The organism is Pseudomonas sp. CIP-10, from assembly GCF_020911845.1.
In the GTDB taxonomy this organism is placed as follows: domain Bacteria; phylum Pseudomonadota; class Gammaproteobacteria; order Pseudomonadales; family Pseudomonadaceae; genus Aquipseudomonas; species Aquipseudomonas alloputida.
The window spans coordinates 505,563-518,483 of the sequence record NZ_CP087160.1; the positions used below are offsets into that span (position 1 = coordinate 505,563).

Here is a 12,921-nt window from a genome sequence, read left to right on the forward strand (position 1 = left end):
TCGCGGGTAAACCCGCTCCTACAAGGGGTCGCACAGGATTTGAGGGTTGTGCGATCCCTTGTGGCCCGCGAAGCGGCCGGTACAGGCTAAATCAGGCTTGTTGCTGATCCGCCAGCTGGTCAGCCAGGCGCACGAAGGCTGCCAGGTCGAGCTGTTCAGGGCGCAGGCTGCCATCAACGCCGGCAGCCTCGATGGCGGCGCTGTCCAGCAGGCCTTTCATGGTGTTGCGCAGCGTCTTGCGGCGCTGGTTGAACGCTTCGCGAACGACACGCTCCAGCAGCAGGTGGTCCTTGGCCGGGAACGGCAGCACTTCGTGCGGCACCAGGCGGACGATTGCCGAATCCACTTTCGGGGGTGGGTTGAAGGCACCAGGGCCGACATTGAACAGGTGCTCCACGCGGCAGTGGTACTGCACCATGATCGACAAGCGCCCCCAGTCACCGCCGCCAGGGCCGGCGGCCATGCGCTCGACCACTTCCTTCTGCAGCATGAAATGCATGTCGCGGATCAGCCCGGCGTGGCTGAGCAGGTGGAAGATCAGCGGGGTGGAGATGTTGTAGGGCAGGTTGCCAACCACCTTGAGGCTGCGCGGCGGCACGCCCAGCTGGTTGAAGTCGAACTTCAGGGCGTCGCCCTGGTGCAGGCGGAAGTTGCTGCGATCAGCGAACTTGTGCTGCAGGATCGGCACCAGGTCTTTGTCCAGCTCCACCACGTCCAGCTGTGCGCCACTGCCCAGCAGGCCTTCGGTCAGGGCGCCTTGGCCCGGGCCGATTTCCAGCAGGTGTTCGCCGGCCTTGGCGTTGATGGCACGCAGGATGCGGTCGATGATACCGGCGTCGTGCAGGAAGTTCTGGCCGAAGCGCTTGCGCGCCCGGTGTTGGTATTGCTCGTTCATGGTCGGTTCTCGGCCATCTGGTAGGCGGTTTCCAGTGCGACGCGCAGGCTGCCGGTGTCGACTTTGCCAGTGCCGGCCAGGTCCAGGGCGGTGCCGTGGTCAACCGACGTGCGGATGATTGGCAGGCCCAAGGTCACGTTCACTGCTGCGCCGAAGCCTTTGTACTTGAGTACGGGAAGGCCCTGGTCGTGGTACATCGCCAGCACCGCATCGCAGTGCTCCAGATATTTGGGGGTAAACAGGGTATCGGCCGGCAGCGGCCCGCGCAGGTCCATGCCTTCGGTGCGCAGGCGGGCCAGGGTCGGCTCGATGATGTCGATTTCTTCGCGGCCCAGGTGGCCGCCCTCGCCCGCGTGCGGGTTGAGGCCACACACCAGGATACGCGGGTTGGCAATGCCGAACTTGTCGCGCATGTCGGCATGCAGGATACGGGTTACACGTTCGACGCGCTCTGCAGTGATAGCGTCGGCAACATCACGCAGTGGCAGGTGCGTGGTCACCAGGGCCACGCGCAGGCCGCGGGTGGCCAGCATCATTACCACTTGTGCGGTGCGGGTCAGTTCGGCAAGGAATTCGGTATGCCCGGAAAAGGCGATACCGCTTTCGTTGATCACTCCCTTGTGAACCGGGGCCGTGATCATCCCGGCGAAGTGCCCGTCCAGGCAGCCTTGCCCAGCGCGGGTCAGGGTTTCCAGCACGAACGCTGCGTTGGCCTTGTTCAGCTGGCCTGGCACCACCGGAGCCGCCAAGGGGGTATCCCAGACGTACAGGCTACCTGCGGGTGCCGGGAGGTCAGGCCATTGGCCCGGGGCTACCGGCAGCAGGCTGACGGCCAGCCCCAGCTGCGTGGCCCGCTCGGCGAGCAGGTCACGGCTGGTGATGGCGATCAGGGGGTGGGGCTGGGCGTCTGCGGCGAGCAGCAGGCACAGGTCGGGGCCTATGCCGGCCGGCTCGCCGGGGGTGACGGCGAAGCGCAGGGGCTTCACTGGGCGGCCTGGTCAGCGCCAGGCAGCTTGATTTCAACGTAGGCTTCGTCGCGGATCTGGCGCAGCCAGGTTTGCAGCTCTTCGTCGTACTTGCGGTTGCGCAGTACGCTCAGGGCCTGCTGTTCGCGAGCCTGCTCGGTGCTGTCGGTGGCGCGGCGGCCCAGCACTTCCAGAACGTGCCAGCCGTACTGGGTCTTGAACGGTTTGGTCACCACGCCTTGCTGGGCATTGGCCATCTGTTCACGGAACTCCGGTACCAGGCTGTTCGGATCGACCCAGTTGAGGTCGCCGCCGTTGAGTGCCGACCCCGGGTCTTCCGAGAAGCTCTTGGCCAGTTCGCCGAAGTCTTCGCCGTTCTTGATCCGATCGTACAGGCGCTCGGCCAGCTGCTGGGTGGCCGCCTCGCTGCGGATCTCGCTTGGCTTGATCAGGATGTGGCGTACATGCACTTCGTCACGCAGTACGTTCTCGCTGCCGCCGCGCTTCTCCTCGAGCTTGAGGATGATGAAGCCGTTGGGGATGCGAATAGGCTGGGTAATTTCGCCCACCGGCATGCTGCTGAGCATCTTGGCGAAGTCGGGTGGTAGCTGACCGGCTTTACGCCAGCCCATCTCGCCGCCTTCCAGGGCGTTTTCGCTGGCCGAGTTGGCAATCGCCATCTGGCCGAAGTCAGCACCCTGGCGCAGTTGCTGGTAAACGTCACCGACCTTGCGCGCAGCCTTCTGGATATCGTCCGAGTTGGCGGCTTCCGGGGTCGGGATGAGGATGTTGGCCAGGCGGTACTCTTCCGACATCTGCATCTTGCCCAGGTCCGAGGCCAGGAAGTTCTTCACTTCCTGCTCGGACACCTGGATGCGTTCGGCAACGCGGCGTTGGCGCACGCGGCTGATGATCATCTCGCGCTTGACCTGCTCGCGAGCGTCGTCGAACGACAGGCCGTCATGGGCCAGCGCCGCGCGGAACTGGTCCAGCGACATGCCATTGCGCTGGGCAATGGTGCCAATGGCCTGGTTCAGCTCTTCGTCGGTGATGCGGATGCCAGAGCGCTCGCCGATCTGCAGCTGCAGGTTCTCGACGATCAGGCGTTCCAGTACCTGCTGTTCCAGAGCGCTGGTCGGCGGCACGCCGCCGCCGCGCTTGGCGATGGTTTGCTGGACCTCATGGACACGCTGGTCCAGCTGGCTTTGCATGACCACGTCGTTGTCGACGATAGCCACCACGCGATCAAGAGGTTGCACCGCGGCATGCACCGCGCCACTCAGCAAAGCGACGCCCAGCAACACTGGGCGCAGACGATCAATAAGCTTGGTCTTCACGTTCACGGTAACCTTGAATGCCTTGGTCGAGGAAAGACTCGACCTTGTTGCCAACTACGCCGCCGAGGCCTTTCAGGACGATCTGAAGGAAGACACCGTGGTCGCCTTTTTCGTTCTGTGGAAGGGCCTGGCTGAAATCGTCGTAGTCGATCCAGTAACGGTTGATCAGGCGCAGCTTCCAGCAGCAGTTGTCGTATTCGAAACCACCCATGGCTTCCAGGGTACGGTTGCGGTTGTAGTCATGCTGCCAGCGAGCGATTACGTTCCACTGCGGCACGATCGGCCAAATGACCGAGAAGTCGTGCTGCTGGATCTTGTAGTAATCCTTGATGTAGTTCGGATCGCCCGGGGTGCCATAGTCACCGCCGCCCACTTTCCAGGTACCCGTGGTCGAGTCGTAGGCAATGGTGTCGTTACGGTAGCGATAACCGAGGTTGACGATTTTGTTCGGGTTGTCTTCAGGCTGGTAGTGGAACATCGCGCTGCCCGAGCGGGTGCTGCGGCTGTCCGGGTCCCAGTTGAAGTCCGAATTGAGGCGCCAGTCGCGGTTGAAGTAGTAGTTGTACACCAGGGCGTATGGCGATACATCGGACTGCGCGTCCTTGCGGGTGCGGTAGTCGATGCCTGGCAGCTGGACCTTGCGGTCCTTGAAGTAGTAGGCCTGGCCGATGCTGAAGTTCTGGCGCTCGAAGCCGTTGTCTTCGATCCAGCGTGTGGTCACGCCCAGCGACAGTTTGTTTTCGTCGCCGATACGGTCAGTGCCGCTGAAGCGGTTGTCGCGGAACAGCGAATCGTAGCTGAACAGGGTTTCGCCGGTATCGAACAGCGGGATGTCCTTCTGGTCCTTGTACGGAACATAGAGGTAGAACATGCGCGGTTCGAGGGTTTGACGGTAATTGTTGCCAAACAGCGAGGTGTTGCGGTCGAAGTACAGGCCGCTGTCGACGCTGAAGATTGGCACGTCGCGGCTAACAGAGCTGTCGTAGCTTCCGTACGCGCCTGGATCGGCGGCTTGCAAGGCGATTGCATCGGCTTTGCCTTTGCTGTCCAGATCAAGATCGTACTGGGTGTAGGCGTATTTCAGTTTGGGTGTGAGGAACCCATAGCTGGCTGTCATTGGATAGCTGACTGACGGCGCGACGTTCAGGCGCGTGCCGTTGGCCCGCTCGATACCTCGAATATTTTCGTCAAGCCGACGACCATCGGGCCCCGCTGTGAGGTCCAGGTTGCCGTCCTTGTCGAACACAGTGTCGTTCTTCAAGTCACGTTCGAAGCGCGCGGCCTCGGTTTCGTAAGCGAAGTTCAACCCCCCTGGCTGAGAAGGCAGTACGCCATTGAGGGTAATCTGCGGCAGTCGATCATAAGGCGTGATCTGCGAAATGGTCGCCGCCTCATAGGCATGTACGTTCAGCCGCGCGGTGTAGCTATCGCCCCGGTAGGTCAATGCACCCTGCTGATTCAGGAAGTCGCGGCTTTCCACGCCAATCTGGTCAGATTCCAGGTCCTGGAAGTAGAACGGGTCGCTGATGTCGGTGTAGTCCACCTCGGTCATCAGGCGTTCGTCCAGGCCACCCTTGTGCTGCCAGTTGACCATCCAGCGCTGATCTTTGTAATCCGTCTGATCTTTGCGGTCGTCGTTCTTGTCGTTCAGGTAGGCGCCGCCGAACTGGCCTTCGCTGGAAGGTGTCAGGTAGCGGAACTCGCCTTCCATCAGCAGGCCGCGCTTGGCCATGTAACGCGGGTACAACGTGGCGTCGTAGTTAGGCGCCAGGTTGAAGTAGTACGGCGTGACCAGCATGAAGCCGGTGTCGCTGCTGGTGCTGAACGACGGCGGCAGGAAACCGGACTGGCGACGGTCGTCAATCGGGAAGTAGATGTACGGTGTATAGAACACCGGGAAATCCTTGACCCGAAGCGTAACGTTGGTCGCAGTACCGAAACCGGTGGCCGGGTTCAGGGTGATGTTGTTGCCCTTCAGCTGCCAGGCGTTGCTGCCCGGTTCGCAGGTGGTGTACGTACCGTCTTTGAGGCGGATGATGGCGTTTTCGCCACGCTTGGCGTATAGGGCACTGCCGCGGATGTGCGACTTGTGCATCACGTATTCGGCGTTGTCGACCTGAGCTTCGCCAGTGTCGAGCTGGATCTGGGCCTCGTCACCGACCACCAGCGAACCGTTGTCACGGATCTTGACGTTGCCCTTGAGCTCGCCACGGTTTTCGGCCTGGTAGAGGTTGGCCTCGTCGGCTTCGGCCTGCATGCTGCCTTGGCGCATCACCACGTCACCGGCGAGGGTAGCGACCTGCTGCTCCTGCTGGTACTTGGATACCTTGGCATTGATGTAGGTCGGCGACTCGTCCTTCGGCGTGGTGTCGGCCATGCCCGGGCGGGTTGGCTCGATATACGCGCCACCGCAGTACGGGCCGGTTTCAGCCAGCTGCGCGGCGGTGAGCTTTTCACGCGGAACCCAGTCCAGGTGGCTGTAGTCTTCGCTGCGCGACTTCAGACCACGGCCCTTGGCCTCGGTAACCAGCACGGGCCGGTCCGCAGTTTCGGCTTCGCCCGCCGCTTCGGTACCGGAGCTGACGGCTGCACCTTCGTGCACCGGGCGCGGTGGCAAGTTGTTGACTGGGTTTTTGGGCTTGCAGTCCCAACCACCGGCGGCGGACACTTGGCAGTCGAACTGTTCGGCTGCCACTACGTATGAGGTGGCCAGAGGTTGCAGGGCCAGCAGACCGCCGGTTACCAGCAACGGAAACTTTCTACGAAACGCGGGGGATTTCAATGCCATCTTATTAGTCCGGGCTTCCTGCGTGCCATCTGCCCGCGTGTGGGGCCGCACGCCTCTCGATGGTCTGAAAAAGATGCTGGATAATAAAGCATGACCCGCTTGACGGCTAGGGCCGTCGGAGACCCTTGCAATGCCTGAACACGATGTACGCCTGCAACAACTGACGGTCTGGCTCGATGAACAGCTCAATGATCTTTTCCGTGACAACGCCTGGGGCGAGGTGCCTGCAGGCAGCTTGACCGCTGCCAGCAGCGACGCCAGCTTCCGCCGCTATTTCCGCTGGCAGGGCGCTGGCCACAGTTTCGTGATCATGGATGCGCCCCCCCCGCAGGAGAACTGCCGACCGTTCGTCGCCATCGACCACCTGCTGGCCAGTGCTGACGTCCATGTGCCGCTGATCCACGCCCAGGACCTGGAACGCGGCTTTTTGTTGCTTGGGGATCTGGGCACTCAGACATACCTTGACATCATCAATGCCGACAACGCCGATGGCCTGTTCGCCGACGCCATCGATGCCCTTCTGAAGTTCCAGCGTTTGCCGATGGACGCGCCGCTGCCCAGCTACGACGACGCCCTGCTGCGCCGTGAAGTGGAACTGTTCCCCGAATGGTACGTGGGGCGTGAGCTGGGCCTGACCTTCACCGATGCACAGAAGGCCACCTGGCAGCGCGTCAGCCAGTTGCTGATCGACAGCGCCCTGGCGCAACCCAAGGTGCTGGTACACCGTGACTACATGCCGCGCAACCTGATGCAGAGCACCCCCAACCCTGGTGTGCTGGACTTTCAGGATGCGGTATACGGCCCGGTCACCTACGATATTACCTGCCTGTTCAAGGACGCCTTTGTCAGCTGGCCGCAGGCGCGGGTCGAAGGTTGGCTGAGCGACTACTGGCAGCAGGCGCAGGCGGCTGGCATCCCGGTGCACGCCGAGTTCGAAGCCTTCCACCGCGCCAGTGACCTGATGGGCGTGCAGCGGCACCTGAAGGTGATCGGTATCTTCGCCCGTATCTGCCACCGCGACGGCAAGCCGCGTTACCTGGGCGACGTGCCGCGTTTCTTCGCCTATATAAATGAAGTGATCGGTCGCCGGCCCGAATTGGCGGAGCTGGGTGAGCTGATTGCCGAGTTGCAGGCCGGAGCGCGTGCATGAAGGCCATGATCCTGGCTGCGGGGAAGGGCGAGCGCATGCGCCCGCTGACCCTGCACACCCCAAAACCGTTGGTCCCGGTCGCCGGCCAGCCGCTGATCGAGTACCACCTGCGCGCCCTGGCGGCAGCGGGCGTGACCGAAGTGGTGATCAACCATGCCTGGCTTGGTCAGCAGATCGAGGACCATCTGGGCGACGGTAGCCGCTTCGGCCTGAGCATCCGCTATTCACCTGAAGGTGAACCGCTGGAAACCGGCGGCGGCATCTTCAAGGCCCTGCCTTTGTTGGGTGAGGCGCCGTTCCTGCTGGTGAATGGCGATGTGTGGACCGACTACGACTTCGCGCGTCTGCAGGTTCCCCTGCAAGGTCTGGCTCACCTGGTGCTGGTCGACAACCCTGGCCATCACGGCCGCGGTGACTTCCGCCTGATGGGCGAGCAGGTCGTTGACGGCGATGACGCGCCAGGCACGCTGACCTTCAGCGGCATTTCGGTGCTGCACCCGGCGCTGTTCGAAGGTTGCCAGGCGGGTGCCTTCAAGCTGGCACCGTTGCTGCGCCAGGCGATGGCGGCCGGCAAGGTATCTGGCGAACACTACCGTGGGCACTGGGTGGATGTTGGCACGCTTGAACGCCTGGCCGAGGCTGAGTCTCTGATTGGCGAGCGCGCCTGACATGTGGTGGCCAGGCACGGTGATTGGTGTGAGTGCCGGTTTTGCCGTTGCGAGCATACCGGGTGCCTTGCTCGGTGCGTTGCTTGGGCAGGCCATTGACCGCCGGCTGCGCTTGCAAGGCTGGGAAGACATGCGCGAACGCCTGGGTGGGCGCCCTGCATTACGCGACGACGAGTTGTTGTTCGTGATGCTTGGGCGCCTGGCCAAGTGCGATGGCCGGGTAGCCGAGCAGCATATCCAGCAGGCGCGTCAGGAGATGGTGCGCCTGGACCTGGCCGAGGCAGCCCGGCTGCGCGCCATCAATGCGTTCAACCGTGGCAAGGCGGGCAAGGACCGGCTTGGCGGGCACCTGCGGCGCATCAGTCAGCAGCCCCACGCGGCGGAAGGTACCTTGCGGGCGTGTTGGCGCATGGTCTGGGCTGACGGCAAGATGGGCAACAAGGAGCGTGAGTTGCTGCTGGACTGGGGGCAGAAGCTGGGCATGAGCCGACGCCAGGTGCAGGCCATGTCGCTGGAGTACGAGCCGCGCAAGGCCACGGGCGCAGAAAGCGTGCCCATGACCTACGCGGCAGCGTTGCGCTTGCTGGCGGTGGACGCAGACACCGACACCGATAAGGTCAAGCAGGCGTATCGTCGGCTTGTCAGTCGGCATCACCCGGACAAGCTGGCGGGTACTGGTGCCAGCGAGGCGCAGGTGCGTGAAGCGACCGCGCGCACCCGTGAGTTGCACCAGGCCTATGCCATGATCCGCAAGCGGCGCGGCCTTTGACGCCCCGCCACAAGGATCAAGCCGAACTCAGCCCTGAGGGCTCATCCACCCCCGCACCCGGCGGAACAATTGCTCTTGTTCCGCCGCTTTGTTTGCTGGCATGGCAATCAATGACAATTGTCGGTACTGGCTATCCTTCTGCCGCTTGCTGGCCTGCAGCCGTTGCTGGGCTGCGTTGCGGTCAGCGCTGCGGGTGGCGTAGTAGATATCGGCTGTGGGTACCTTCAAGGTTGGGGCCAGGCTTTCCAGGTCCTGCTCCACCCGTGCAGGGGTCTGTGCAGCGACCATCACCAGTTTTTGTACCTGCGGTGGCTGCTTCTCGCTCAGGTAGCGCGCCGCCCAATATGCACCGCTACCATGGCCGATCAGTACGATGCTGCGGGCATTGTGTTGTTGGGCGAACGCCACGGCGGCATCCAGGCGGGCGAAGATGCGTTCGGCATCTGCCGGGTCGGCCTGCTCGCTGGCTTGTTCGGCATCGGTGCTTTCTGCTGTATCGGCATCGGCCGCGGTGGCTTGGGCCACGTTGGCGTTGGCGTCGGCCGGCACGTCTTTGACCGGTGCGCTTTCGCCTTTGTCTGGCGCAGGCGCTGCCGGTGGTGTGGCTTCGACCCGTGCTTGCGGGCTGTCTGCGAGCAGGTCGGGCAGGCTTACGCTGAGGCTGTGCCAGCCGATATCAGGGAATTTTTGCCGCAGTGGGCCGACTGCATTTGGCCAGTCGGCCGTTTCGCCTGCACCGGGGACAATGATCACCGCCCCTTGCGGATCGTTGTCGTTGGCCGGCTTCCACAGGGCCAGGAAGCTGTCGGCACCGGCCTGCAGGGTCTGCTGCTCAGCCTTGGGCAGCAGCCGCTCCAGCGCCAGTGCATCCTCCTGGCTGCGTTCCAGCAAGGGTGGGCGTGGGGCCTCGGCAGCCGGTGCCATGGTATTTGCAGGTGGTTTTTCGGCATCGGCGGCCAGGGCGCCGAGTGGAAGGACCGAGGCCAGGCAGCACATTGCCAGCGTCGTGCGATAAAGTGTGGACATGAGTCAACCCAAGGCCAGAATGAAACCGGCAGCCTAATAGTATTTGCCCGTGACGGCCATGCTGCATGGCCGTCTTTGCCAAGTCGAGCGTATAGATGAAGCGAGTGCGTCGCCTGTTGGTTATCGGCTGCTTGTGGCTGCCCTTGATTGCCTGGGCCAAGCCCGAGGCGCTGCCCTCTGTGGTGCTGGAGCCTGACCAGCAGCAGTGGCTGGACACCCACCGCAGCCTGCGTGTCGGCCTGGTGTTGCAGGCGCCCTACGCCCAGTTCGACCGGCGTCTGCAGCAACTGTATGGGGCCAATGTGGAGCTGGTGAACAGCTTGGCGCAGGCGCTGCGGCTGGACCTCACCTGGCGTAACTTCAGTGACCAGGCCAGTTTGGAGCATGCCCTGCAAAGCGGCGAAATCGACTTCGCCCCTGGCCTTACCCAGACGCCAGCCAGCCTGCGCCTGTGGCTATTTAGCGACCCGTACATGCGCGTGCCACAGCTGGTGGTGGGGCCGCGCACCGGGGCCATGGCCGTGGAGCTGGAAAAGCTTGAAGCCGAGCAACGCGTGGCGGTGCGCATGCCCAGCCCGCTGGCGGATTACCTGCGCGGCAACTACGGCAACCTCAACCTGCAGGGGGTGCCCGACGATCGTGAGGCCTTGCAACTGGTGGTAGGTGGCCAGGCCAGTTTCGCCGTGCTGGATGAAGCGCAGCTCAGCCGCCTGTCGCGCGAGAGCGAGTTCGGTGAGCTGGCGGTGGTCGGCGATATTGGCCTGCCGCAGCTGTTGCGTATCGGTTCGCGGCGCGACTGGCCGCTGCTGGCCGATGTACTTGAACGTGGCTTGCAGGCAGTGCCGGCCAAGGAGCTGGAACAACTGCATCAGCGCTGGTTGCAGCCGAAGTACCCGCGCCTGAGCGAGTCGCCGGGCTTCTGGCAGAACATGGCCTTGCTGTTCGGTCTGTTGCTGTTGTGTGCCTTGGCCACGCTGGTGTGGCAACGCCGTCAGCAACGCCAGCTGGAGCGCAGCCTGTTGGCCGCGCGGGAGAGCCTTGTTGAGCGCCAGGTGCGCGAAGAGGCGTTGCGCCTGAGCCAGTTCGCCATCGATCAGAGCACCGTGGGTATCCTCTGGGTCAACTGGGACAGCCATGTGCGTTACGCCAACCATGCCGCCGAGCGCATGTTGGGCTACAGCGAAGGGGCGTTGCTGGAGCGGCCGCTGAGCGACTTCGAGCCGAGCCTGAACATGGACCGTTGGCTGGAGCTGTGGAAAGGGGCGCGGACAGGGGCGGGGGGTGTCGGTCAGTTTGAGACGCAATGCCGGCGGGCTGATCAAAGCTTGCTACCCGTGGAGCTGTCACTGAGCTTTCTGCGCTTTCGTGATTCCGAATATCTGGTGGTCTACCTCGCCGATGTCACTGAGCGCCACCGTGCCTTGGCGGCCCTTCGCGAAAGTGAGGCGCGGCTCAAGGGCATTGCTGGCAACGTACCAGGGTTGGTGTTTCGCCTGGAACGTGACCCAGCCGAGGGCGATCTGGAGTTCCCCTATATCAGTGAGGGTAGCGAGGCATTGGTGGGTTATGCACCTAGCGAGATCCAGCACCCGCAGATGGGCCTGCGCAACCTGGTGCACCCCGAGGACCGTGCTGATTATCACAGGGTGCAGGACCTGGCCCTGGCCAGCGACCAGGACTGGTCCTGGCAGGGGCGCATCCTCACCCGGCAGGGCGAACAGCGCTGGGCCGATATCAAGGCCAGCGCCCGGCATCTGGGCAACGGCCAGGTGGTGTGGGACGGTGTAGTCTGGGACATCACACAGGGCAAGCGGGCCGAGCTGGCGCTGGCAAAGTCCCAGGAGCAGCTGCGCGAACTCTCGGCCCACCTGGAGAGCGTGCGTGAAGAAGAAAAAGCCCGTATCGCCCGGGAAGTGCATGATGAGCTGGGGCAGATGCTGACCGTGCTCAAGCTGGAAGTGTCGATGTGCGAGCTGGCCTATGCCGAGCTGGACCCTGGCCTGAATGATCGCCTGGCGAGCATGAAACGCCTGATTGCCCAGTTGTTCCAGTTGGTCCGCGATGTCGCCACTGCCTTGCGTCCGCCGATCCTCGATGCCGGCATTGCCTCGGCCATCGAATGGCAGGCGCGGCGTTTCGAGGCTCGCACGCAAATCCCCTGTCTGGTGCAAGTGCCCGATAATCTGCCAGCATTGAGTGATGCCAAGGCCACCGGGCTGTTTCGTATCCTCCAGGAGGCGCTGACCAATGTGATGCGTCACGCCCAGGCGCACAGCGTAGAGATTGAGCTGGTACGTGAGGGCGGACAGTTGCGCATGACGGTCAGTGATGATGGCCAAGGCTTTTGCCGCGAGCAGACCCGGCCTACCTCGTTTGGCCTGGTGGGTGTGCGCGAGCGGGTGCTGATGCTGGGGGGGAGCATGACGCTGGAAAGCGAGCCGGGCGAAGGCACCAGCCTGAGCGTGGCCATTCCGTTGGAGTAGGAGAGCAATCGTGATTCGAGTACTGGTGGCCGAAGACCACACCATTGTCCGTGAAGGCATCAAGCAGTTGATTGGCCTGGCCAAGGACATGCAAGTGGCGGGGGAGGCCGGTAATGGCGAGCAGTTGCTCGAAACCCTGCGCCACACACCGTGCGAGGTGGTACTGCTGGATATCTCGATGCCGGGTGTGAACGGCCTGGAGGCGATCCCGCGTATCCGTGCGCTGCACGATGCTCCAGCGATCCTGATGTTGTCGATGCACGATGAGGCACAGATGGCGGCGCGGGCGCTGAAGGCCGGTGCGGCGGGCTATGCCACCAAAGACAGTGATCCGGCGTTGTTGTTGACAGCGATTCGTCGGGTGGCCGGTGGCGGGCGTTATATCGACCCGTCGCTGGCCGACCGCATGGTGTTCGAAGTAGGCCTCACCGAATCCCGGCCGTTGCACACATTGCTCTCGGAGCGGGAGTTTTCGGTGTTCGAGCGCCTGGCCCAAGGCGCCAACGTCAACGACATCGCCCAGCAGTTGGCGCTGTCGAGCAAGACCATCAGCACCCACAAGGCACGCCTGATGCAGAAGTTGAAAGTGAACTCGCTGGCGGAGCTGGTGAAGTACGCCATGGAGCACAAGCTGGTCTGATTGCGACATACGGGTGCCCGAAACTTCCCGAAGCCTCTGTGGGAGCGGGCATGCCCGCGAACGGGCCTGGCCTGCTGATCTCTATGGCTGAGCCGGCCTCTTCGCGGGCATGCCCGCTCCCACAGGTTTCGTGGTTGGCTCGCAAGGGCATTCCAATCCCGCCATCCTTGTAGGGCGATCCCTACAACAAATCTTCCATC

The 12,921-nt window shown here is 63.1% G+C and carries 10 protein-coding genes; 5 read left to right on the top strand and 5 right to left on the bottom strand.

From position 1 onward, the window contains the following. Nucleotides 1-91 precede the first annotated feature (91 nt). Genes rsmA through LMH93_RS02230 form a run of 4 tightly spaced genes read right to left on the bottom strand, consistent with a single transcriptional unit; the run spans nt 92 to nt 5,985 of the window. Nucleotides 92-895, bottom strand: a complete 804-nt coding sequence (rsmA, locus tag LMH93_RS02215) for a 16S rRNA (adenine(1518)-N(6)/adenine(1519)-N(6))-dimethyltransferase RsmA (protein WP_003255558.1) — start codon at nt 893-895, stop codon at nt 92-94. Continuing rightward, a complete protein-coding gene (gene pdxA, locus LMH93_RS02220; protein ID WP_230064805.1) occupies nt 892-1,881 on the bottom strand; it encodes a 4-hydroxythreonine-4-phosphate dehydrogenase PdxA in 990 nt (329 codons plus the stop codon). Before pdxA ends, rsmA begins: the two co-directional genes overlap by 4 nt. Further along, nucleotides 1,878-3,203, bottom strand: coding sequence for a peptidylprolyl isomerase SurA (gene surA / locus LMH93_RS02225; protein WP_019750284.1), 1,326 nt, complete (start codon nt 3,201-3,203; stop codon nt 1,878-1,880). The genes pdxA and surA overlap by 4 nt, the downstream gene beginning before the upstream one ends. Then, a complete protein-coding gene (locus LMH93_RS02230; protein WP_230064806.1) occupies nt 3,178-5,985 on the bottom strand; it encodes an LPS-assembly protein LptD in 2,808 nt (935 codons plus the stop codon). Before LMH93_RS02230 ends, surA begins: the two co-directional genes overlap by 26 nt. A 130-nt stretch (nt 5,986-6,115) precedes the next feature. Here LMH93_RS02230 and LMH93_RS02235 point away from each other — a divergent pair, with 130 nt between their 5' ends. Genes LMH93_RS02235 through LMH93_RS02245 form a run of 3 tightly spaced genes read left to right on the top strand, consistent with a single transcriptional unit; the run spans nt 6,116 to nt 8,572 of the window. Beyond that, nucleotides 6,116-7,135 (top strand): aminoglycoside phosphotransferase family protein, encoded by a 1,020-nt coding sequence (locus LMH93_RS02235; RefSeq protein ID WP_014755129.1) that lies wholly within the window; start codon nt 6,116-6,118, stop codon nt 7,133-7,135. After that, nucleotides 7,132-7,803 carry an N-acetylmuramate alpha-1-phosphate uridylyltransferase MurU gene (gene murU / locus LMH93_RS02240; RefSeq protein WP_108191992.1) on the top strand — a complete coding sequence of 224 codons (672 nt, stop codon included), beginning with the start codon at nt 7,132-7,134 and terminating at the stop codon, nt 7,801-7,803. The genes LMH93_RS02235 and murU overlap by 4 nt, the downstream gene beginning before the upstream one ends. Nucleotide 7,804: 1 nt before the next feature. Beyond that, the gene (locus LMH93_RS02245; protein ID WP_003255552.1) at nt 7,805-8,572 is read left to right on the top strand and encodes a TerB family tellurite resistance protein; all 768 of its coding nucleotides are present in this window, start codon (nt 7,805-7,807) and stop codon (nt 8,570-8,572) included. Between the two features lie 27 nt (nt 8,573-8,599). Here the strand turns inward: LMH93_RS02245 and LMH93_RS02250 are convergent, their stop codons facing one another. Then, the gene (locus LMH93_RS02250) at nt 8,600-9,598 is read right to left on the bottom strand and encodes an alpha/beta hydrolase family protein (RefSeq protein WP_003255551.1); all 999 of its coding nucleotides are present in this window, start codon (nt 9,596-9,598) and stop codon (nt 8,600-8,602) included. A gap of 95 nt (nt 9,599-9,693) precedes the next feature. On the opposite strand from LMH93_RS02250, the gene LMH93_RS02255 reads away from it, so the two are divergent. Both LMH93_RS02255 and LMH93_RS02260 read left to right on the top strand, forming a co-directional pair. Then, complete coding sequence (locus tag LMH93_RS02255) at nt 9,694-12,081, top strand: PAS domain-containing sensor histidine kinase (RefSeq protein ID WP_004576194.1); 2,388 nt, start codon at nt 9,694-9,696, stop codon at nt 12,079-12,081. 7 nt (nt 12,082-12,088) lie between these two features. Beyond that, complete coding sequence (locus LMH93_RS02260; RefSeq protein ID WP_173401663.1) at nt 12,089-12,721, top strand: response regulator; 633 nt, start codon at nt 12,089-12,091, stop codon at nt 12,719-12,721. Nucleotides 12,722-12,921: the final 200 nt, after the last annotated feature.